At 62.0% G+C, this 20,830-nt stretch carries 19 protein-coding genes and 1 tRNA gene; 16 read left to right on the top strand and 4 right to left on the bottom strand.

Annotation, left to right across the window (positions count from 1 at the left end; translation table 11 throughout):
• Nucleotides 1-8: 8 nt before the first annotated feature.
• From ybgF to AT700_RS20415, 5 genes are all read left to right on the top strand, one after another.
• Complete coding sequence (gene ybgF / locus AT700_RS20435; protein WP_048521338.1) at nt 9-833, top strand: tol-pal system protein YbgF; 825 nt, start codon at nt 9-11, stop codon at nt 831-833.
• 219 nt (nt 834-1,052) lie between these two features.
• Nucleotides 1,053-1,700 carry a 7-carboxy-7-deazaguanine synthase QueE gene (queE, locus tag AT700_RS20430; protein ID WP_023086568.1) on the top strand — a complete coding sequence of 216 codons (648 nt, stop codon included), beginning with the start codon at nt 1,053-1,055 and terminating at the stop codon, nt 1,698-1,700.
• A 15-nt stretch (nt 1,701-1,715) separates the two neighbouring features.
• A complete protein-coding gene (gene queC, locus AT700_RS20425; RefSeq protein WP_003111415.1) occupies nt 1,716-2,390 on the top strand; it encodes a 7-cyano-7-deazaguanine synthase QueC in 675 nt (224 codons plus the stop codon).
• A 59-nt stretch (nt 2,391-2,449) separates the two neighbouring features.
• Nucleotides 2,450-2,525 (top strand) — tRNA-Lys (locus tag AT700_RS20420).
• Nucleotides 2,526-2,912: 387 nt separating this feature from the next.
• Nucleotides 2,913-3,317 (top strand): acyl-CoA thioesterase, encoded by a 405-nt coding sequence (locus tag AT700_RS20415; RefSeq protein ID WP_003112559.1) that lies wholly within the window; start codon nt 2,913-2,915, stop codon nt 3,315-3,317.
• Between the two features lie 120 nt (nt 3,318-3,437).
• Here AT700_RS20415 and AT700_RS20410 read toward each other — a convergent pair whose 3' ends face one another.
• Together AT700_RS20410 and AT700_RS20405 are read right to left on the bottom strand one after the other, a co-directional pair.
• Nucleotides 3,438-3,998, bottom strand: a complete 561-nt coding sequence (locus tag AT700_RS20410) for a hypothetical protein (protein WP_003120655.1) — start codon at nt 3,996-3,998, stop codon at nt 3,438-3,440.
• A 384-nt stretch (nt 3,999-4,382) separates the two neighbouring features.
• The gene (locus AT700_RS20405; protein ID WP_003120654.1) at nt 4,383-5,021 is read right to left on the bottom strand and encodes an NUDIX hydrolase; all 639 of its coding nucleotides are present in this window, start codon (nt 5,019-5,021) and stop codon (nt 4,383-4,385) included.
• Between the two features lie 584 nt (nt 5,022-5,605).
• Between AT700_RS20405 and AT700_RS20400 the strand changes: the two genes are divergently transcribed.
• The 4 genes from AT700_RS20400 to AT700_RS20385 all read left to right on the top strand — a co-directional run bounded on the left by AT700_RS20400 (nt 5,606) and on the right by AT700_RS20385 (nt 10,429).
• Nucleotides 5,606-5,983, top strand: coding sequence for an Hpt domain-containing protein (locus tag AT700_RS20400; protein ID WP_003117019.1), 378 nt, complete (start codon nt 5,606-5,608; stop codon nt 5,981-5,983).
• Between the two features lie 443 nt (nt 5,984-6,426).
• Nucleotides 6,427-7,038, top strand: a complete 612-nt coding sequence (locus AT700_RS20395) for a fimbrial protein (RefSeq protein WP_004348355.1) — start codon at nt 6,427-6,429, stop codon at nt 7,036-7,038.
• A 57-nt stretch (nt 7,039-7,095) separates the two neighbouring features.
• Nucleotides 7,096-7,809: a molecular chaperone gene (locus tag AT700_RS20390; protein ID WP_003120653.1), complete on the top strand. Its 714-nt coding sequence runs from the start codon at nt 7,096-7,098 to the stop codon at nt 7,807-7,809.
• A gap of 100 nt (nt 7,810-7,909) precedes the next feature.
• On the top strand, nt 7,910-10,429 hold the full coding sequence (locus AT700_RS20385) for a fimbria/pilus outer membrane usher protein (RefSeq protein ID WP_003123214.1): 2,520 nt from the start codon (nt 7,910-7,912) through the stop codon (nt 10,427-10,429).
• Between the two features lie 79 nt (nt 10,430-10,508).
• Here the strand turns inward: AT700_RS20385 and AT700_RS20380 are convergent, their stop codons facing one another.
• Nucleotides 10,509-11,030, bottom strand: a complete 522-nt coding sequence (locus AT700_RS20380; RefSeq protein WP_003086236.1) for a methylated-DNA--[protein]-cysteine S-methyltransferase — start codon at nt 11,028-11,030, stop codon at nt 10,509-10,511.
• 557 nt (nt 11,031-11,587) lie between these two features.
• Between AT700_RS20380 and pqsA the strand changes: the two genes are divergently transcribed.
• The 7 genes from pqsA (at nt 11,588) to phnB (ending at nt 19,270) form a co-directional block, all read left to right on the top strand.
• A complete protein-coding gene (gene pqsA, locus AT700_RS20375) occupies nt 11,588-13,141 on the top strand; it encodes an anthranilate--CoA ligase (protein WP_003112552.1) in 1,554 nt (517 codons plus the stop codon).
• Nucleotides 13,135-13,986: a 2-heptyl-4(1H)-quinolone synthase subunit PqsB gene (gene pqsB, locus AT700_RS20370; protein ID WP_003108611.1), complete on the top strand. Its 852-nt coding sequence runs from the start codon at nt 13,135-13,137 to the stop codon at nt 13,984-13,986. The genes pqsA and pqsB overlap by 7 nt, the downstream gene beginning before the upstream one ends.
• Nucleotides 13,979-15,025: a 2-heptyl-4(1H)-quinolone synthase subunit PqsC gene (gene pqsC / locus AT700_RS20365; RefSeq protein WP_003108612.1), complete on the top strand. Its 1,047-nt coding sequence runs from the start codon at nt 13,979-13,981 to the stop codon at nt 15,023-15,025. The genes pqsB and pqsC overlap by 8 nt, the downstream gene beginning before the upstream one ends.
• Before the next feature lie 42 nt (nt 15,026-15,067).
• On the top strand, nt 15,068-16,081 hold the full coding sequence (pqsD, locus tag AT700_RS20360; protein WP_003117014.1) for an anthraniloyl-CoA anthraniloyltransferase: 1,014 nt from the start codon (nt 15,068-15,070) through the stop codon (nt 16,079-16,081).
• Nucleotides 16,075-16,980, top strand: a complete 906-nt coding sequence (gene pqsE / locus AT700_RS20355) for a 2-aminobenzoylacetyl-CoA thioesterase PqsE (protein ID WP_003086247.1) — start codon at nt 16,075-16,077, stop codon at nt 16,978-16,980. The genes pqsD and pqsE overlap by 7 nt, the downstream gene beginning before the upstream one ends.
• A 117-nt stretch (nt 16,981-17,097) precedes the next feature.
• Nucleotides 17,098-18,690, top strand: a complete 1,593-nt coding sequence (locus AT700_RS20350; protein ID WP_003123211.1) for an anthranilate synthase component 1 — start codon at nt 17,098-17,100, stop codon at nt 18,688-18,690.
• The gene (gene phnB / locus AT700_RS20345; RefSeq protein WP_003112548.1) at nt 18,668-19,270 is read left to right on the top strand and encodes an anthranilate synthase component II; all 603 of its coding nucleotides are present in this window, start codon (nt 18,668-18,670) and stop codon (nt 19,268-19,270) included. Before AT700_RS20350 ends, phnB begins: the two co-directional genes overlap by 23 nt.
• On the opposite strand, the gene mvfR is transcribed toward phnB, so the two are convergent.
• On the bottom strand, nt 19,223-20,227 hold the full coding sequence (gene mvfR, locus AT700_RS20340) for a multiple virulence factor transcriptional regulator MvfR (protein ID WP_058207838.1): 1,005 nt from the start codon (nt 20,225-20,227) through the stop codon (nt 19,223-19,225). The two genes, phnB and mvfR, sit on opposite strands and share 48 nt — an antisense overlap.
• Nucleotides 20,228-20,830 lie beyond the last annotated feature (603 nt).

Raw genomic sequence — 20,830 nt, 5'->3', positions numbered from 1 at the left:
AAGTCGTTATGCCCAAGCACCTGCGTGTCCTGACGTTCCTCGCGCTCAGCCTGCCATTAGCGGCCTGGGCGGAAGTTCCTGTGTATGACGGCGTTGCCGCCAACAATGGCGGCAACGTTCCTCCTTCCGGGTATGGCACGGCAGGTGCCGGCGGCGCCTTTGCCGGAGGTGGGGTGACAACCCCCACCTCCGTGCAGGGCGAACTGTTCATGCAGCTCCAGCAGATGCAGGACGAGTTGGCTCGCCTGCGTGGCACGCTCGAGGAGCAGCAGAACCAGATCCAGCAGCTCAAGCAGGAAAGCCTGGAACGCTACCAGGACCTCGACCGTCGGATTTCCGGTGGTGGCGCTCCCGCTGCACAGAATTCCGCACCCGCTGGCGCCATCAACGCCAATGGGGCGCCTGCGGCTCCCGCAGGCAACAACGCACCGGCGTCGAGCAGCGAGCCGGGCGACCCGGCGAAGGAGAAGCTCTACTACGATGCGGCCTTCGACCTGATAAAGAGCAAGGATTTCGACAAGGCGAGCCAGGCGTTCAATGCCTTCTTGCGCAAGTACCCGAACAGCCAGTACTCCGGCAACGCCCAGTACTGGCTCGGCGAGGTGAACCTGGCCAAGGGCGACCTGCAAGGTGCCGGCCAGGCCTTCGCGCGGGTCAGCCAGAGCTACCCCAGCAGCCAGAAGGTGCCCGACTCTCTGTACAAGCTGGCGGACGTCGAGCGTCGCCTGGGTAACAACGACAAGGCCAAGGGTATCCTCCAGCAGGTCATTTCCCAGTACCCAGGCACTTCGGCCGCTCAACTGGCGCAGCGCGATCTCAAGAACCTTCGCTGATCCCGTTCCCGATGAACAAACCCGCGCCTGTCGCGGGTTTTTTCGTTAGAATCGGCGCCCCCGTGAAGCTGCATGGTTTCAGCTCGGCTGATCTTCGTGCCTCTCCACGCGAGACCTTCCGGGATTTCGAGCGCCACGACAGGATACGTCCCGTGGCGTTCCTTCATTTACCGCAACGGAGGCGGACGACCTGTTCAGTCGTCACGCCCGTGGCTGAATATGCAACAGACCCTGCGCATCACCGAGATTTTCTACTCGTTGCAGGGGGAAACACGTACCGCCGGCTTGCCGACGGTCTTCGTGCGCCTGACCGGCTGCCCCTTGCGCTGTCACTATTGCGATACCGCCTATGCCTTCAGCGGCGGCGACGTCGTTAGCCTGGACTCCATTTTCGAGCGGGTTGCCGCCTACAAGCCCCGCTACATCTGCGTGACCGGCGGGGAGCCGCTGGCCCAGCCGAATTGCATCTCTCTGCTGGAACGGCTCTGCGACGCCGGCTACGAGGTTTCCCTGGAAACCAGCGGGGCTCTCGACGTGTCACGGGTCGACCCGCGCGTAAGCAAGGTTCTCGACCTCAAGACGCCGGGATCTGGCGAGGTCGGACGCAACCGATACGAAAATATCCCGTTGCTGACCGACAACGATCAGGTGAAGTTCGTCGTCTGTTCGCGAGAGGACTACGACTGGGCGGTATCCAAGCTGATCGAGTACCGCCTCGACCAGCGTGCCGGTGAAGTCCTGTTCTCGCCGAGCCACCATCAGGTCAGCGCGCGAGAACTGGCCGATTGGATCGTGGCCGACAACCTGCCGGTCCGCCTGCAATTGCAACTGCACAAGATTCTCTGGAACGACGAACCGGGCCATTGAGACGAGGAATTCATCATGAACCAGAAGAAAGCGGTCATCCTGCTCTCCGGCGGCCTCGACTCCGCCACCGTTGTCGCCATGGCCAAGGCCGACGGCTACGCCTGCTACACCATGAGTTTCGACTACGGCCAGCGCCATCGCGCCGAGCTGCAGGCCGCCGAGCGCGTGGCCCGGCAGTTGGGCGTGATCGAGCACAAGGTGATAGGACTCGACCTCAATGGCATGGGCGGCTCGGCATTGACCGACGAGAGCATCGCGGTGCCCGAGTCGCCTAGCGAAGGTATACCGGTGACTTACGTGCCGGCGCGCAATACGGTGTTCCTCTCGCTCGCCCTGGGCTGGGCCGAGGTCCTGGATGCCCGTGACATCTTCATCGGTGTGAATGCGGTGGATTACTCTGGTTATCCGGATTGTCGCCCTGAGTTCGTCGAGGCTTTCGAACGCATGGCGAATCTGGCAACCAAGGCGGGCGTGGAAGGCAATGGCTTCCGCATCCAGGCGCCGCTGCAGTATCTGTCCAAGGCGCAGATCATCCAGGCGGGCGTGGCGCGTGGGGTGGATTACGGCCTGACGGTGTCCTGTTATCAAGCCGATGAGCAGGGGCGTGCGTGCGGCAAATGCGATAGCTGCCGGCTGCGTGCGGATGGCTTCGCGGCGGCTGGTATTTCCGACCCGACGCCATATTTCTGAAAAAAATTCACGAGGGGTGTTGTTTTTACGTTAGAAATCAGTATTATACGCCTCGCGTTGGGTCGTTAGCTCAGTCGGTAGAGCAGTTGGCTTTTAACCAATTGGTCGTAGGTTCGAATCCTACACGACCCACCATATTAGAAAGGAGTTTCTGTAGATATCCGTAGAGCTCACAACTTTAGCTTCGGAGCTGCAGTATGCCTTGGCCAGGAAACTGGCCAGAATCGACCGAGTCGATATGAAAAGCCCGCCCGACAAGGCGGGCTTTTCTGTTTCCGCAGTCCGGATATCTCATCCCCAGCGTACCGCAACTCTTATCCTTATCGACATCGGGAAGAAGGCCGGTTTCGCGCTTCCGCCAGTCATATCGGTACTGGCAGCCGCTTTCCCGTTCGTTCTGGCGTGTTCCTGTCAGACCCCGCGCAGCCTGGTGAACTGGTGCACGGCTATCCGAGGATTTGTCAGCGGACCGGGACTCCCATAGAGTGAGGTTCCTTTCCTGGCGACCGGATGAGTGACCCGATGCCGACCCCGGTTTTCATAAAGAGAACGGTACTGTTTGGCGACTGTGATCCCGAAGGGATCGTCTATACGCCACGTTTTTCATACTTTGTGCTGGAAGCGGTGCAGGAGGCGCTCGGGGTCTGGCTGGGCGGCCCGGGGCTCAGAACCCTCCTGGGGTTCAGGATTCTTCCCCCGGCGAGAGCGTTCTCCCTGGAATTCCTGCATCCGGTCACCTGGGACGACGAGCTCACGATGCAGGTGGGCGTGTCGAACGTGGGGACGCATTCTTTCTCGTTTTCAGTCGAAGGACGTCTTTCGCCGGACGTGGTGGCGTTCACTGCGAGCCTGACGCAGGTCTGTGTCTCCCCGGATACCCGCGAAGTCATGGAGGTCCCCGCGCAGCTCCGCGCGCTCCTCGCATAGAGAAACATTCTGGCTATTCGTCGCGGCGCTGGCTACGGCCGGCAGGACGCTGCGAGCGGCATGCCGCTGACCTGCTCCGTGGGGCTCCGGAGGAGGGCGGCAAGCCGCCTTCCTTCATTTCTACTCGTTGCCGAGCATCGCATCCAGATCGCGCATGGTCTGTTTCTTGGCCTGGACGCCCTGCAGTTCGACGAACATTGCCTGGACGGTCTGCACCATGCGTGCAATGGGCATCTTGCCCAGCGGCAACATCTGGTTGTTGTCGCGGATGGCCGGGGCGCAGACGAAAGCGAACGAGCGTTGCAGCCAGTAATCGTATTTCCCCGGGTCGATCCAGCCGTCGACGGTTTTCACGTTGGTGATGACGTTGTCGATGCGGCGCATGGCGCGTGCGTTGTCGAAGCGGACCCTGCGCTCCTTGCACTTGAACTGGACCTCGTAGGCCGTCAGCGTCGGCATCGACTGGTCTTCGAATAGCTGGATGATCTGCGCCGACTGGATACCTTTGGGTTGCTGCAAGATGCCGGTGGCGTTGGCGACGAATACCTCGTTGTTGTAGCGTTCGCCCTTGCCGTAGACGATCCAGTAGTCGCCGGTGCTTTCGGCGACCGCAGTCGTTGCCGTGCAGATGAAGGTGAGCGGCAGCAGCCAGCGCCGAGCGTGAAGGAATGGTTTGCCCATGAGTTCGTCCTTGAATGTCTTGTTCCCGACCGCGGAGGGTCATCCAAGGGACGAATCATAGGTGCAGCCCAAGGTGAGGGTCGACTAGCACAGATGAGCTATGGACGAAGCGGGGGAACTCGCTCGGAGTTCGCTCCATCGGCACGTTCGGGATGGTCGATGGCTGGCGCCTCGGGTGCGCTCCGCCACGCATTCGAACGAGAACGACGGGCCGGCTTTACTGCTCGGAAGGCACGCTGCGCCGCTGTTGGCGGCATCAAGCTGCCGGCGATGGGGGAGGGCGGCAGGCGCTCGTCGACTGGCCGGTCGATCTGCCGGGTACGCCTGCTGGACGTCGTTAGGGTCAGGCCGTCTGCCGCGCGATGACTCCATGAGGTCGGGGGGCTAGTCGAAAAGCGCCTCTGGCGTTTCCGCGTGGATTCGCTGCCATAACGTCTGGATCTGCGAGGCCAGTACCCGGTGCTCGGAAAGCGGCGGCAAGGCGTCCACCGGGAAGTACTCGGCCGCCGACGTTTCGTCCGTTTGTTGTTGAAGACTGCCTCCGGTGACGTGGCAGAAGAAGAAGGCTTTCAACGCATGCGGCAGTTGGGGAGGGTGGGGATGCTTGTGCTTGTCCAGCAATGCCAACAGGCGTATCGCTCGAACTTCCAGTCCGCTTTCTTCCTGGGTTTCGCGAACTACCGCATCTGCCGGCGACTCGTTTACGTCGCACCAGCCGCCTGGTAGGGTCCAGCGACTATCCGAGGCCTCCCGAACCAGCAGAACCCGCTGTTGCGAGTCGAGGATCAACGCACGGACGTCCAGTTTCGGGGTCGGGTAGTGGCTGTCCAGAGCGATCCAGTTCTCGACCCGTTCGTACGCTACCCCCTGGTCGCTGGCGATGAATTCGGCGACGGCATGCTGGAGCGCGCGAAAGCGTCCGATGTCGAAGCGGTCCTTGGAGAAGGCGAGACCGGCCTGGGCGGTGGACAGTATCAATTCCAGAAGACGGGCAAGCGCCCTGGGATCGCTGACCGATGGCATCCTTCCTTCCGTTTTTTCGGCCTTCGCGTGGTCCGCGTCGTGCAAGCCGTCCAATGGATTTGCCATAGATAGAACCCTCGCCGCTCGATGATCTGTAGAGCTGGTTTTCAACCAGGTGTTCCCTGCGTCTTCCTCGTATGCCTGTGTGCGCCAATAGTGGCTTATGCCGCTGTTTCATCGCGACCTGCGCGTAACCCAGACTCGCCTGTCGCAGCGATGGCTCCTCCGCCAGGTTCGCTTCGAACCGTCAGGCGGTCGCAACCGATGACGCCTCTTCGCACAGACTTACCGTAGGAGTTTCCCTCCCCTAAACGAGCGGTCGGGCCGGCTGCGGTCGGCTGGCAAAGGTAGACTCCGTGCCGGCCATGAGCGTTTCCAGGGCCGTTTGGGTCCGTTCGAGGAGACGCAACAAGCGATGCTCCCCTGTTTGGACGGCAGAGGCGGAGGCAATTCCCTTATGCTGCTTGCGGATAACTGGCCCGGACGGCATGTACGGCCTTGTCGTTCTACGGATGCCTGGAGTCCCGCAGGCGGGACAGCGCAACGCGCAGTGACCTTCCTTTAAGCATATCGATGGAGTCTGTATGAAAGAGCTTGGTTCGGAATCGCCGATGGAAAGTCTTTTCGACATTCGTTCGCTGGAGGCCATTACCGGCGGCGAGCCGGCTGCATTGCAGCGGTTGCTGGAAACTTTATTGGCCAGCAGTCGGGATGATCGTACTCGGTTGGCGGAATTGCTTGAACTCGCAGACCTGCAAGGAGTGGCCGAACTTGCGCACAGGATAAAAGGGGCTGCGAGGGTGGTGGGCAGCAGCCTATTGGTCGAGTCTTGTTCCTGCCTTGAAAAGGCTTGCCAGAACCCATCGGAGTCTTCCGAGCGGATAGCCAATCTGGCCTCTTCATTGGAAGGCAAACTAAGTGCGTTCGAAATCAGTATCTCAACCGAATTGGCAAAGCTCTAGAGATCGGACCAGATAGAGGTTTCAGAAGCTGTTCAGGTTTCTCCATAACCTGAATCGCATCTATTCACCAGCATGGATTTCCCGTTCCCGTAAGCTCCGCGCCTGCTGCTGGAGTAATGGGATAATTGGGAGCCTGCTGGGTTTGCTTTGGTTTGTCTTGGTTTTTCATTTTTCTATATAAGAGGCGCTATCGAAGCTGATGCGCTTCTTTCGGATCGTTCATTTTGTTTGGCTGTTAGTGGTAGCGGGCTTATGGTGTCGGAGGGTTTTTAACTACGAGGTTTTTTCCGCTTGTAGGAAACTTCATACAAGCACTGGGGAGATTTCACACGATTGCCTGGGAAGTGCTTCGTTGTCGTTCTATTCGGCTTTTCGGAGAATGTTGCTGGCTCTTATAGAGTTCAAAAATCGCAACACTTTCACTGTCAAAAGGAAGCTCAATCGTGTCCATTTCCATGAAAAGCATTCTGGCTGCCGCAGTAGCCAGCCTGGTCGTCGGCAATGCCATGGCGGCAGACGGCACCATCAATTTCAAAGGTGAAATCACCGCGGCCGCTTGCAGCATCACTGGTGGTGCCGGCACCACCGTTGGCGGTGCTGCGGGCAACCAGACCATCGACGTAAACCTTGGCAAGATCAGCATCGACTCGCTGGGCGGCACCGCGGGCGGCAGCATCGCCGGTGGTACCAGCCTGAACCTGAACCTGGACTGTGGCAAGACCGGTACCGGCCTGACCACCGTCAAGCTGAAGTTCAACCCGATGTCTGGGAGCACTATTGACCCGAACAATGAGAGCCTGCTGAAAACCGTCGGCACCGCCACCGGTGTCGGTATCGGTATCTATGGATCCGATGGCAAGCTGCTGAACCTGTCGGCGAACGAGACCATCGATGCGCCCCTGGATTCCAAGGTACAAAAAGATGGCGAAGGCAATGACATCACTGTCTACAGTGCCAAGCTGAATCTGCGTGCCGCTTATGTCAAATCCGGCTCCGTAGCTCCTACGGCTGGTAGTGCCGACGGCTCCCTGCCGTTCACCCTGGAATACAACTAAGTTCTGCTACGTGGGCGGGGTATGTATATACCCCGTTCCATGAGGTGCGAGTTCATCATGAAATATCCATTTTCTTCCAGAGTTATCTGGGGTGGCATCCTTTTGCTTTTTTCCACCCTGGCCAATGCGGGAATCACACTGGGAGGAACCCGGGTCGTTCTGCAGGCGCCTGCCAAGGAGGCTGCGATCCTGGTCAGGAACCAGGCTTCCAAGGACGTGATGATTCAATCCTGGGTAGAGGCTGATAATGGGGCAGATAAACGTGAGGTTCCGTTTGTCATCACGCCTGCCCTCAGTCGTTTGGGAGGCAACAAGCAGCAAACCCTGCGTATCCTGTTTCAAGGGGAAGGCTTGCCGAGCGACAGGGAATCCGTATTCCGCCTGAACGTCCAGGAAATTCCGCAAAAATCTGCCTCGGCTAATACGTTGCAGATAGCTTTGCGCCAGCGTATCAAGGTCTTCTACCGCCCCGATAACTTGTCGGGAACTTCCGCCGAAGCGCCTGGAAAGTTGAACTGGCGTCTTGTCCGTCAGGGTGGAAAGTCAGTTGTCGAAGTTTCCAACGATACTGCGTTTCATGTCTCTTTAGCCAGCGTGAAATTAAAAGCTGGCAATGCCTACTATGTTGTTGATGCCGACATGGTCGCGCCGAAGTCGAGTCGCCGATTCGAAATCAAGGGAACTCCATCCGGCGTTTCTGGAAATGTCGAGTTCCAGAGCGTAAATGACTATGGCGGACTCGATAAACATTCCAGCTCCTTATCCGACTGAAGCTCAGAAGAGCAGAGTAGAAGAGCAGAAGAACTGCTCTTAACTTCCCCTATGGATGGGTGTTTCCGTTTTGTCGGAAATTAGTCCAAGGAATATTCGCGTGGCCATATTTAGGAAAAAGTTCGACTTCGAGTTGTCCGTCTATTCCAGGTCTTCCTGTCTCATGGCCTTGGGATTGGCTTTGCCTGCCGTAACTTTCGCGGTTGAATTCAACGCCGAGTTCCTGAACAACGAGGGCGGGGCGCCCGTTGAACTGAAGTATTTCGAGAACGGCAACTCGGTGTCGCCCGGCACTTACAGCGTCGACATTCATTTGAACCAGATCATGATCCGGCGCGAAGATGTCGTGTTCAGTGCCGATCCCGAAACCGGAAGCGTTCGTCCGGTCGTCCGGGTAGGGCTGCTCAAGGAGATCGGGGTCGATATAGCCCGGCTGACGCGAGACAAACTCATTCCGGATAATCTGGAAAACAATACGCCCCTGAATGTCGCCGAACTCATCCCCGGTGCATCCATCGAGTTCGACGTCAACAGCCTTTCCCTGCTGGTCAGCATTCCACAGCTGTATGTACAGCGGCACTCGCGTGGCTATGTGGATCCCTCTCTTTGGGATGACGGTGTCACCGCGTTGTTTTCCAACTACCAGGCCAACTTCACGCGCAACACCAACTTTGGCCAGAACAGCGATTATCGCTACCTGGGCCTGCGCAACGGCTTCAACCTGTTTGGCTGGCGTCTGCGCAACGACTCCTCCCTGAGCGGAGGTACCGGCATGCGCAACAAGTTCAGTAGCAACCGTACCTATGTGGAACGTGACATTCGTGCCCTGAAGGGGACCTTGTCCCTCGGCGAGTTGTATACCTCCGCTCAGGGGGATGCTTTCGAGAGCGTGCGTATGCGCGGCGTGCAACTGCAATCCGATATCGGCATGCTGCCCGACAACGAGATCAGCTATACCCCGGTGGTGCGCGGTATCGCTGAAACCAATGCGACGGTCGAGGTGAGCCAGAATGGCTTCGTGATCTATTCCACCAACGTACCTCCCGGTGCGTTCGAGATCACCGACATCTATCCCAGCGGCTCCAATGGCGACCTGGAGGTCAAGATCATCGAGGCGGACGGACGCCAGCGGTCCTTCAAGCAGTCCTATTCCTACCTGCCGGTCATGACCCGCAAGGGGAACCTGCGCTATGGCCTGGCCGCCGGTGAGTACCATAATGATGGCCAGCCGTCGGTCAACCTGCTCCAGGGGTCGGCTGTGTATGGCTTGTCCGACAGGGTTACCGGCTTTGGCGGCCTGCTCGCTGCGGAGAAGTACAATGCCACCAACCTGGGCCTCGGCTTCAACACGCCCCTGGGCGGTTTTTCTGCGGACGTGACCCATAGCCAGTCCCGCACGCGGCGGGGTGGGCGCAACCAGGGACAGAGTCTGCGGCTTCTCTATTCCAAGACCATCAACGCCACCGAAACCAGCTTTACCGTGGTGGGCTATCGCTATTCCACGGAAGGCTACCGTACTCTCAGCCAGCATATCGACGACATGTCCGAAGAGAGCTACCTCTATGGCTCAAGTTCCAGTCGGCAGAAGAGCCGCATAGACCTGACGGTGAACCAGACGCTGTTCCGACGCAGTTCGCTCTATCTCACGGCGGGCGAAACCACATATTGGAATCGCCCCGGCAGCAGCCGTCGCGTGCAGTTCGGCTTCAGCAGCGGCATCAAGCGCGCGAGCTATAGCCTGGCGGTTTCCCGTACCCAGGAGACGGGTTCGTTCGGGCGCTCCGATACCCAGTTCACGGCCTCCGTCAGCATCCCCTTGGGCGGTAGCGCACGCTCCAGTCAGGTATATGCCAATGCCGTGAGTTCACAGCATGGTGATTCGAGCCTGAACACCGGTATCTCCGGATACCTGGATGAAGCCAATGCGTTCAACTACAGCGCACAGGCCAACTACAGCAAGGACGGCGGCAACTCCGGCAGCGTCGGCCTGGGTTGGGACACGTCCAAGGCCAAGTTGTCCGCCAATTACAGCCAGGGGCGCGACAACAAGCAGATCAACCTGGGAGCAAGCGGTTCGGTAGTGGTGCATTCGGGGGGAGTGACCTTCGGCCAGCCGGTGGGGGAAACGTTTGGCCTGGTGGAGGTTCCGGAGGTCGGCGGCGTCGGCCTCGACGGCTACTCTTCGGTTCGCACCGACGGCCGTGGCTATGCCGTGCTCCCTTACATGCAACCCTATCGTTACAACTGGGTGAACCTGGATACCAATACCCTTGGAAGCGATACCGAGATCAGCGACAGCACGCAAATGGCCGTGCCGACCCGGGGCGCCGTGATCGCCAAGCGTTTCTCCGCGGAGTCCGGTCGGCGGGTGCAGTTCGACCTGAGCATGGACTCTGGAGGAAAGATTCCCTTCGGTGCACAGGCATACGACAAGGAAGAGCGGGTCGTGGGAATGGTCGACAACCTGTCCCGTTTGCTGGTGTTCGGTATCGAGGACCAGGGGCGCCTGTCCATTCGCTGGAGCGATGGCTCCTGTTCCGTCGACTATCAGTTGCCGCCCAGGAACAAGGACCTGACTTACGAACGAGTTGCGCTCAGTTGCCGTCGGTCCTCGATCTGAAATGTCCCCGCTGCAGTCGGGTCAAGTCAAAAGGCGAGGATTTTTCCGGTGAACACCGGGCGCGAGGGCAAGCGGCAGCTCACTCGTCCTCGATCATGCTCAACAGGTCTGGTGTCCTGCCTCGGGTTTCCAAACGCAGCAACCACTGCTTGGCGGCCAACCCACCGGCGAAACCGGTGAGGCCGCCAGAGGCTCCGATCACCCTATGGCAAGGTGCAACAATGGACAGTGGGTTCCGTCCGTTGGCGGCTCCAACCGCCCGTACTGCGTTGGGGCTGCCGATCTGCACGGCTATTTCCGTATAGCTGCGGGTCTCGCCGAATGGAATGGTGAGCAGGGCGGACCAGACCTTTTTCTGAAATTCGGTACCTTGGAAGTCGAGCGGGAGTTCGAACCGGGAACGTTTGCCGGAAAAATATTCCCGCAACTGGCGTTCGGTTTCCGCCAGGAGGGAGCTGTCCTCGGAGAGCCGCATCTCGTCCAGCGGTACTCGGTTGGGACGCTCATGCTGCCAAAGAATCGCGACCAGAAAGGCATCGTCCCTGGCTACCAGGGTCAGTGTCCCGACCGGCGATTCCATTTTCCTGTAGCTATGGGGCATGTAGGTGTCCTCTTCGGCAGGTTCGCCCAGTGTACTACGCAATGGGATTTCAACAGGGAAGCCTGCAAATGGCAGGCGAGGCGGGGCGGAGCGCTATCGGCCCGATGGATGGCCGCCTGCTTCCAGGCATGCCGTCGCCCCCTTGGAGCCCAGGCCGAGCGCCTCGAACTGTGAGATCTGGGAGGCGATTTGCCGAGCAAAGTGGGTTGTCATTGGTTTGCCATCTCATGGGTTCGGACGAGGCCTCGAGCAAGGGTTGTAACGGTTTTTGTCTGTCCAATGGGCTCTTGCGTAAAAAGGCTGCCGCCCTTCTTGCTTGGTTGCCGTTCTCGGATCCCGCGCAGCCCGGTGGGTGTGCCAAATTTCTCGCGGTTTGGATCGCGCCGATTGCCGCGGCCTACGAAGCCCGTGGTTCTTCTCCCCGAAACTTTTTCGTTCGGACTCCGAATATCGCGCTTCGCCCAGCGCCGCTAGTTTCCCGTTCCTGACAAAGCAAGCGCTCTGGCTCAGGTATCTCCTGATCCGGATGCATATCGCTGAAGAGGGAACGTTCTGTCATGTCCACATTGGCCAACCTGACCGAGGTTCTGTTCCGCCTCGATTTCGATCCCGATACCGCCGTTTATCACTATCGGGGCCAGACTCTCAGCCGGCTGCAATGCCGGACCTACATTCTCTCCCAGGCCAGCCAACTGGCCCGCCTGCTCAAGCCCGGCGATCGCGTGGTGCTGGCGTTGAACGACTCGCCTTCGCTGGCCTGCCTGTTCCTGGCCTGCATCGCGGTCGGCGCCATTCCCGCCGTGATCAATCCCAAGTCCCGCGAGCAGGCCCTGGCCGATATCGCTGCCGACTGCCAGGCCAGCCTGGTGGTGCGTGAAGCCGATGCACCGTCGCTGAGCGGTCCTTTGGCGCCGTTGACCCTGCGTGCGGCCGCCGGTCGCCCTTTGCTCGACGATTTCTCGCTGGACGCGCTGGTCGGTCCTGCGGACCTCGATTGGAGTGCCTTCCATCGCCAGGACCCGGCGGCAGCCTGTTTCCTGCAATACACCTCGGGTTCCACCGGGGCGCCCAAGGGGGTGATGCACAGCCTGCGCAACACGCTCGGTTTCTGCCGGGCGTTCGCTACGGAGTTGCTGGCATTGCAGGCGGGAGACCGGCTGTATTCGATTCCCAAGATGTTCTTCGGCTATGGCATGGGCAACAGCCTGTTCTTTCCCTGGTTCAGCGGAGCCTCGGCGCTGCTCGACGATACCTGGCCGAGCCCGGAGCGGGTTCTGGAGAACCTGGTCGCCTTCCGCCCCCGGGTCCTGTTTGGGGTGCCGGCCATCTATGCCTCGCTGCGTCCGCAGGCCAGGGAGCTGTTGAGCAGCGTGCGCCTGGCGTTTTCCGCCGGCTCGCCGCTGCCGCGCGGCGAGTTCGAATTCTGGGCCGCGCACGGGCTGGAGATCTGCGACGGCATCGGGGCTACCGAGGTCGGCCATGTGTTCCTCGCCAACCGCCCGGGCCAGGCGCGTGCCGACAGCACCGGGCTGCCGTTGCCTGGCTATGAGTGCCGGCTGGTGGACCGCGAAGGACACACCATCGAGGAAGCGGGCCGGCAAGGCGTGCTGTTGGTGCGTGGCCCTGGGCTGAGTCCGGGTTACTGGCGGGCCAGCGAAGAGCAGCAGGCGCGCTTCGCAGGTGGCTGGTACCGCACCGGCGACCTGTTCGAGCGCGACGAGTCGGGTGCCTACCGTCACTGTGGGCGGGAAGACGATCTGTTCAAGGTGAATGGCCGCTGGGTGGTGCCGACCCAGGTCGAGCAGGCGATCTGCCGTCATCTGCCGGAAGTGAGCGAGGCGGTTCTGGTTCCTACCTGCCGGCTGCACGACGGCTTGCGTCCGACCCTGTTCGTCACCCTGGCCACTCCGCTGGACGACAACCAGATCCTGCTGGCGCAGCGCATCGACCAGCATCTCGCCGAACAGATTCCCTCGCACATGCTGCCCAGCCAATTGCATGTGCTGCCGGCCTTGCCGCGCAACGACAACGGCAAGTTGGCGCGCGCCGAGCTGCGCCACCTGGCCGACACCCTTTATCACGACAACCTTCCGGAGGAACGGGCATGTTGATTCAGGCTGTGGGGGTGAACCTGCCCCCATCCTATGTGTGTCTGGAGGGGCCGCTGGGAGGCGAACGCCCTCGCGCCCAGGGCGACGAGATGCTGATGCAGCGCTTGCTGCCGGCGGTTCGCGAAGCCCTGGACGAGGCGGCGGTCAAGCCCGAGGAGATCGACCTGATCGTCGGCCTCGCCCTGTCTCCCGACCATCTGATCGAGAACCGCGACATCATGGCGCCGAAGATCGGCCATCCGTTGCAGAAGGTCCTCGGCGCGAATCGCGCGCATGTCTTCGACCTCACCGACTCGAGCCTGGCCCGCGCCCTCTACGTGGTCGATACCCTCGCCAGCGACCAGGGCTATCGCAACGTCCTGGTCGTGCGCGGCGAATCCAGCCAGGGATTGGAAGTGGACAGCGAGTCCGGCTTCGCCCTTGCCGACGGCGCCCTGGCGCTGCTCTGCCGGCCGACCGGCAAGGCCGCGTTCCGTCGCGGTGCGCTGGGCGGTGATCCGGCGCAGGAATGGCTGCCGCTGAGCATTCCGCTGAATACCGATATTCGCCAGGTAGGCGACGTCAAGGGACACCTCAACCTGCCGGCCCAACCTGGATTGCCCGAAGCGGTACGCGCCGGATTCACCCGTCTGGCCGGGGACTTCCCGCAACTGAACTGGGTGCGCGAGGAATGGTTCGGCCAGGGACGGCCCGATGGTCGTTGCCTGGGGCCGTTCGAACTGGCGTCGCAACTGCGCGCGGCACAGCGCGACCGTCTGGATGAACTGCTGCTGATCAGCTTCGATCCGTTCGGCATGGTGGTGGAGGGCGTGACCCTGGAACTGGCGGGAGAAGCTCATGCATAAGGTCAAACTGGCAGCGATCACCTGTGAACTTCCGGCTCGCAGCTACGAAAACGACGATCCGGTGTTCGCCGCGGTACCGGACCTCAGCGAGTCCTGGTGGCAATTCTGGGGCGTCAATCGGCGGGGCTATTTCGACCCGCGGAACGGCGAGAACGAGTTCAGCCTGGTGGTCCGGGCCGCCGAGCGCCTGCTGCGCAGCAGCGATACCGCGCCGGATAGCGTGGACATGCTGATCTGTTCGGCTTCCTCGCCGATCATGACCGACGCCGGCGATGTCCTGCCGGACCTGCGCGGACGTCTCTACCCGCGCATGGCCAACGTGCTGTCCAAGCAGCTCGGCCTGAGTCGGGCGCTGCCATTGGATTCGCAGATGGAGTGCGCCAGCTTCCTGCTCAACCTGCGCCTGGCAGCGAGCATGATCCGCCAGGGTAAGGCCGAGAAAGTGCTGGTGGTGTGCAGCGAGTACATCTCCAACCTGCTCGACTTCACCTCGCGTACCTCGACCCTGTTCGCCGATGGCTGCGCGGTGGCCCTGCTGACCCGCGGCGACGATGACAGCTGCGACCTGCTGGCTTCGGCCGAACACAGCGACGCTACGTTCTATGAAGTGGCCACCGGTCGCTGGCGCCTGCCGGAAAACCCGACCGGCGAGGCCAAGCCGCGGCTGTATTTCTCGTTGTTCAGCGACGGCCAGAACAAGATGGCCAGCTTCGTCCCGACCAACGTGCCGATCGCGATGCGCCGGGCGTTGGAAAAGGCCGGCCTGGGCAGCGATGACATCGATTATTTCGTCTTCCACCAGCCAGCGCCGTTCCTGGTCAAGGCCTGGGCCGAGGGCATCGGTGCCCGTCCTGAGCAGTACCAACTGACGATGGGCGATACCGGCGTGATGATCTCCGTTTCCATCCCGTACACCCTGATGACCGGCCTGCGCGAGGGCAAGATCCGCCCCGGCGATCGTATCGTCATGGCCGGCGCAGCCACTGGCTGGGGGTTCGCCGCCCAGGTCTGGCAATTGGGCGAGGTGCTGGTGTGCTGAGGCATCGCCATGTTGAACCACGGTGTCCGAGGAGGGCTGCACATGGGTAATCCGATCCTGGCCGGGCTGGGTTTCAGCCTGCCGAAACGCCAGGTCAGCAATCATGACCTGGTAGGGCGCATCAATACGTCGGACGAGTTCATCGTCGAACGTACCGGCGTGCGCACCCGCTATCACGTCGAGCCGGAACAGGCGGTCAGCGCGCTGATGGTGCCGGCGGCGCGCCAGGCCATCGAGGCTGCCGGGCTGCTGCCGGAGGACATCGACCTGTTGCTGGTGAACACCCTGTCGCCGGACCACCACGACCCGTCCCAGGCCTGCCTGATCCAGCCGCTGCTGGGCCTGCGGCACATCCCGGTGCTGGATATCCGGGCACAGTGCAGCGGGTTGCTGTACGGCTTGCAGATGGCTCGCGGGCAGATCCTCGCCGGGCTGGCACGGCATGTCCTGGTGGTCTGCGGCGAGGTGCTGTCCAAGCGCATGGACTGTTCGGACCGCGGCCGCAACCTGTCGATCCTGCTCGGCGACGGTGCCGGCGCAGTGGTGGTCAGCGCCGGCGAGAGCCTCGACGACGGCCTGCTGGACCTGCGCCTGGGCGCCGACGGCAACTACTTCGACCTGCTGATGACTGCGGCGCCGGGCAGTGCCTCGCCGACCTTCCTCGACGAGAATGTCCTGCGCGAGGGCGGGGGCGAGTTCCTCATGCGCGGCCGGCCGATGTTCGAGCATGCCAGCCAGACCCTGGTACGGATCGCCGGCGAAATGCTCGCGGCCCATGAGCTGACCCTGGACGACATCGACCATGTGATCTGCCATCAACCGAACCTGCGCATCCTCGATGCGGTGCAGGAGCAACTGGGCATTCCCCAGCACAAGTTCGCGGTGACCGTGGATCGTCTGGGCAACATGGCTTCGGCCTCGACCCCTGTCACGCTGGCGATGTTCTGGCCGGACATCCAGCCGGGACAGCGGGTGCTGGTCCTGACCTACGGCTCCGGCGCGACCTGGGGCGCGGCGCTGTACCGCAAACCTGAGGAGGTGAACCGGCCATGTTGAGGCTTTCGGCTCCCGGTCAACTGGATGATGACCTGTGCCTGTTGGGGGACGTCCAGGTGCCGGTGTTCCTGCTGCGTCTCGGTGAGGCGAGCTGGGCGCTGGTTGAAGGAGGGATCAGCCGGGATGCCGAATTGGTTTGGGCGGACCTGTGCCGCTGGGTCGCCGACCCGTCCCAGGTGCACTACTGGCTGATCACCCACAAGCACTACGACCACTGCGGCCTGCTGCCCTACCTGTGTCCGCGGCTGCCGAACGTACAGGTCCTGGCGTCCGAGCGGACCTGCCAGGCCTGGAAGTCGGAAAGCGCGGTGCGGGTGGTCGAGCGCTTGAACCGGCAACTGTTGCGTGCGGAGCAGCGGTTGCCCGAGGCCTGTGCCTGGGACGCTCTGCCGGTTCGCGCGGTGGCCGACGGCGAGTGGCTGGAGCTGGGACCGCGGCATCGCCTGCAGGTCATAGAGGCCCACGGCCACAGCGACGATCACGTGGTTTTCTACGACGTGCGACGCCGCCGCCTGTTCTGCGGCGATGCCCTGGGCGAGTTCGACGAGGCAGAGGGGGTGTGGCGGCCGCTGGTGTTCGACGACATGGAGGCTTACCTGGAGTCCCTGGAACGTCTGCAGCGTCTGCCGACCCTGCTGCAACTGATCCCGGGACACGGCGGCCTGCTGCGGGGGCGGCTGGCCGCGGATGGGGCCGAGTCGGCCTATACCGAGTGTCTGCGCCTGTGCCGGCGGTTGCTCTGGCGCCAGTCCATGGGCGAATCCCTCGACGAACTGAGCGAGGAGCTGCACCGCGCCTGGGGTGGGCAGAGCGTCGACTTCCTGCCCGGCGAACTGCACCTGGGGAGCATGCGCCGGATGCTGGAGATTCTCTCCCGCCAGGCGCTGCCTCTGGACTGAGACGGGACATCCATTGCGGCGATCGCCGCCGACGGCAGCGGTCGCAATTGGGGGAAAAGGGGGGTTATCGATGATGAACATGCCGTTGCGCGCTAGCGTCGCGCAGGCCAGTCGCCCATGGGCGCGAGGAGGTGGCTCGTGAGCGGGGTTGGCTATCGACTGGAAGAAAGTCTGGAGTACCGCACGCTGGTGCCGGAGGCGCTGTCGATCTGGCGCATGGCCGGCGCCAACCGGATGCTGTTCGACTGCTTCGACGTGGACAGCAAGGCTGCGCGGCGTAGCGTGGCGATCCTTTCCAGCTGCCTGCGCATCGAGTGCTGGGGGCGCGATGTGGTGCTGCGGGCGTTGAACTCCAACGGACGCGCCTTGCTGGCGCCGTTGAGCGAGGCCTGTCCGGCCCAGGTCACCTGCTTGCGTGACGGCGACACCCTGCACTGGCGCTTCCCCCAGGAAGAGTCGCATGCGGACGAGTGGCGACGCCTGCATGGCCTGTCCAGCCTGGAGGCGCTGCGCCGCGTGCTCGGAACGCTGGGCGACGCGGAGGGGCCCGCGCTGCTGGGCGGCCTGTTCAGCTTCGACCTGGCCGAGCAGTTCGAACCCTTGCCGGCGCCGGCCGAACCTGCGCGGCATTGCCCGGACTACCTGTTCCTGGTGCCGGAGTTGCTGCTGGACATCGATCACCTGGCGCGCCGGACTTCGCTGCAGGCGTTCGTCCACGATCCGGCCGGGCACGACCGGTTGGCCGCCAGCCTGCGCCAGTGTGCCGACGAATTCCATGGCGCCGTGGAGGAGGCTTCCGAGTCGCCGGTGGCAGGCGTACGGGCCGGCAACTACCAGGTCGACCTGGACGATGCGAGCTTTGCCCGCCAGGTAGAGCGCCTGCAGGCCCACGTGAGGGCCGGCGACGTGTTCCAGATCGTACCGTCGCGCAGCTTCAGCATGCCGTGTGCGGACCCCTGGCGGGCCTATCGCCAGTTGTGCCTGCGCAACCCCAGCCCGTACCGCTTCTTCCTCGATGCGGGGGACTTCTGCCTGTTCGGCGCTTCGCCGGAGTCGGCATTGAAGTACGACGCGGAGAGTCGCGAGGTGGAACTCTATCCCATCGCCGGCACCCGCCCGCGCGGACGCGATGCCCGGGGCGCCATCGATGCGGAACTGGACAATCGCCTGGAAGCGGAGTTGCGCCTGGACGCCAAGGAGATCGCCGAGCACATGATGCTGGTCGACCTGGCGCGCAACGATCTGGCGCGGGTCTGCCGCAGCGGTACGCGGCAGGTGCGCGACATGCTCAAGGTCGATCGCTACAGCCACGTGATGCACCTGGTCTCGCGCGTGGCTGGCGAACTGCATGGCGAACTGGATGCGCTGCATGCCTACCGTGCCTGCCTGAACATGGGCACCCTGGTCGGTGCGCCGAAGGTCCGTGCCATGCAGTTGCTGCGGCAGTACGAGGATGGCTATCGCGGCAGCTACGGTGGCGCGATCGGCATTCTCGACAGCGCCGGCAACCTCGATACCAGCATCGTCATCCGCTCCGCCGAGGTCCGCGAAGGTATCGCCCGGGTCCGGGCAGGCGCCGGCGTGGTGCTGGATTCGGATCCACGGCTGGAGGCCGAGGAAACCCGCAACAAGGCGCTGGCGGTGCTGACCGCCGTGGCCGCTGCCGAACGCGAAAGGGGAGAGCGCGATGCGCATCACGCTGTTGGATAACTTCGATTCCTTCACCTACAACCTGGTCGAGCAGTTCTGCCTGCTCGGCGCGGAGGTCCGGGTGATGCGCAACGATACGCCGTTGCCGACGATCCAGGCGGCATTGCTGGCCGACGGTTGCGAACTGCTGGTGCTGTCGCCGGGGCCCGGTCGGCCGGAAGACGCCGGCTGCATGCTGGAATTGCTCGCCTGGGCCCGCGGGCGCTTGCCGGTGCTCGGCGTCTGCCTCGGCCACCAGGCGCTGGCGCTGGCCGCCGGTGGCGCGGTGGGCGAGGCGAGGAAGCCGCTGCACGGCAAGAGCACGTCCCTGCGTTTCGATCAGCGTCACCCGCTGTTCGACGGCATCGCTGACCTGCGCGTCGCGCGCTACCACTCGCTGGTGGTCAGTCGCCTGCCGGAAGGTTTCGACTGCCTGGCCGATGCCGATGGCGAGATCATGGCGATGGCCGATCCGCGCAATCGACAGCTGGGCTTGCAGTTCCATCCCGAGTCGATTCTCACCACCCACGGCCAGCGTCTGCTGGAGAACGCTCTACTCTGGTGCGGCGCGCTGGCGGTACGCGAGCGCCTTCGGGCCTGAGCGGCGCTGCGCCGTTTCGACGATGCTCGGTTGCCAGGCCGGCGCATCGTCGAAACGCTGGCGGCCGAGTTCGCGCAGGCGCTGGCGGGCGCTTTCGAGAAAGCGCAGGAAGCTGCGCTCGGATTCCAGCGCGGTGTTGTAGTAGCAATACACCTTGGTGTCGATGCCGCCCGGTTCGTAGAGTTCGCTGAGGACTGCCAGGGTACCGTTGCGCAGGCGTTCCTCGACGAAATAATGCGGCGCGATGCCCCATCCGACGCCGGCTTCCACCAGACGCAGCATGTCGTCGAAGTTTTCCACGAAGAGCACCTTGTCGCTGACCGGCCGCAGCAGGTTCGAATGCTGCCCGGAGCGGCTGCCGAGGCTGATCTGCCGGTAATTGGCCAGGCTCGCGATGCTGTGCAGGGAGGCATTGCACAACGGGTGCTGCGGATGGGCGACGACGAACGCCTTGGTGTAGCCGAGCACGCACTGGTTGAAGCGGGAGATCTTCAGTTCCTCGTCGATGGTGATGGTGATGGCGATATCGATTTCCGCGTTGTCCTGCTTGATCGTCGCCAGGCTATCGGCGGGCGAGGTGCGTATCAGGCTGACCATGTTGAAATCGTCGAGCAGTACGCTGCTCACCGTATCGCAGAACGACGGCGGGATGGCGGTGTCCAGCAACACCCGGAGATTGCGCGGACCCTTGTTGAGATTGAAGGCGATGTCGCCGATCAGCTGCTGGTAGTTCAGCAGGCTGCGCATGTAAGGGATCAGGCGAAGCGCCTGCTCGGTGGGTTCGACCTTGTAGCCGTCCCGACGGACCAGCTCCACGCACAGGTCGATTTCCAGGTTGCTGACCGCCGAGCTGACCGCGGTGTGCGACTTGCGCAGGATCCGCGCAGCGGAGGAAATCGAACCGGAGGCGATGACCTGGAGGAACATGTTCACGTGATTCAGGTTATGAATAGGCATCCCTTATTCCTTTTATTGGGTGGCGCGTGCCGCTTCCCTTGATCGGGTCAGGTTGCCGCTACTGTGGAAGAAGCGTCGAGGACTCGATAGATAGCGCCCGAGTGTTTCAACTTGTCTTCTGGATGACGTTTTCATCGGGGAAACCTCCCGTCGGTCAGTGAAGCGCAAGGGCTGGCGTGCGAGGGTGGAATCGGCCGCCGGCTCGCTTTCTGCGCGGCGGGCGCACGGCACGGGGAGTCGTCGTTTTGGAGGTGAGGGATGACGGCTCTGTTTCAGGATATTTTTATAATTATGTGAAAGAAGAGCTTATTTCAACGAAATATGTTTCATATTGCTCGTAAATTCGACGAAAAGAAAATCCGGATATTTACCGGTTATTTAACGTTAATACCAAGGGCCTAATACCAAAGTATTAACGCTGGCATGCCGGCATGTCGTGTTCGGTCGTGGAGCGAGCCGAGTCAGGGACGGTTCTAAGAAACAAAAAAATTATGTCGCGTAGGTCTAACGACCGAAACCTATGTCTTTTGTTAGCGGAGCCACCGGCCAGGCCGGTACGGATGCCGGGATGGCCCTGGCGCGACCTATGCGGTTAGAATCCGC

This window comes from Pseudomonas aeruginosa, assembly GCF_001457615.1.
GTDB classification, from domain to species: domain Bacteria; phylum Pseudomonadota; class Gammaproteobacteria; order Pseudomonadales; family Pseudomonadaceae; genus Pseudomonas; species Pseudomonas aeruginosa.
Note: the sequence above shows the minus strand (reverse complement) of the source record. Positions and strands in the feature narration are given on the sequence as shown.

Coding starts and splice junctions, on each gene's coding strand:
- ybgF (WP_048521338.1), top strand. CDS start 9: ATGCCCAAGCACCTGCGTGTCCTGACGTTCCTCGCGCTCAGCCTGCCA.
- queE (WP_023086568.1), top strand. CDS start 1,053: ATGCAACAGACCCTGCGCATCACCGAGATTTTCTACTCGTTGCAGGGG.
- queC (WP_003111415.1), top strand. CDS start 1,716: ATGAACCAGAAGAAAGCGGTCATCCTGCTCTCCGGCGGCCTCGACTCC.
- AT700_RS20415 (WP_003112559.1), top strand. CDS start 2,913: ATGCCGACCCCGGTTTTCATAAAGAGAACGGTACTGTTTGGCGACTGT.
- AT700_RS20410 (WP_003120655.1), bottom strand. CDS start 3,998: ATGGGCAAACCATTCCTTCACGCTCGGCGCTGGCTGCTGCCGCTCACC.
- AT700_RS20405 (WP_003120654.1), bottom strand. CDS start 5,021: ATGCCATCGGTCAGCGATCCCAGGGCGCTTGCCCGTCTTCTGGAATTG.
- AT700_RS20400 (WP_003117019.1), top strand. CDS start 5,606: ATGAAAGAGCTTGGTTCGGAATCGCCGATGGAAAGTCTTTTCGACATT.
- AT700_RS20390 (WP_003120653.1), top strand. CDS start 7,096: ATGAAATATCCATTTTCTTCCAGAGTTATCTGGGGTGGCATCCTTTTG.
- AT700_RS20380 (WP_003086236.1), bottom strand. CDS start 11,030: ATGCCCCATAGCTACAGGAAAATGGAATCGCCGGTCGGGACACTGACC.
- pqsA (WP_003112552.1), top strand. CDS start 11,588: ATGTCCACATTGGCCAACCTGACCGAGGTTCTGTTCCGCCTCGATTTC.
- pqsB (WP_003108611.1), top strand. CDS start 13,135: ATGTTGATTCAGGCTGTGGGGGTGAACCTGCCCCCATCCTATGTGTGT.
- pqsC (WP_003108612.1), top strand. CDS start 13,979: ATGCATAAGGTCAAACTGGCAGCGATCACCTGTGAACTTCCGGCTCGC.
- pqsD (WP_003117014.1), top strand. CDS start 15,068: ATGGGTAATCCGATCCTGGCCGGGCTGGGTTTCAGCCTGCCGAAACGC.
- pqsE (WP_003086247.1), top strand. CDS start 16,075: ATGTTGAGGCTTTCGGCTCCCGGTCAACTGGATGATGACCTGTGCCTG.
- AT700_RS20350 (WP_003123211.1), top strand. CDS start 17,098: ATGGGCGCGAGGAGGTGGCTCGTGAGCGGGGTTGGCTATCGACTGGAA.
- phnB (WP_003112548.1), top strand. CDS start 18,668: ATGCGCATCACGCTGTTGGATAACTTCGATTCCTTCACCTACAACCTG.
- mvfR (WP_058207838.1), bottom strand. CDS start 20,227: ATGCCTATTCATAACCTGAATCACGTGAACATGTTCCTCCAGGTCATC.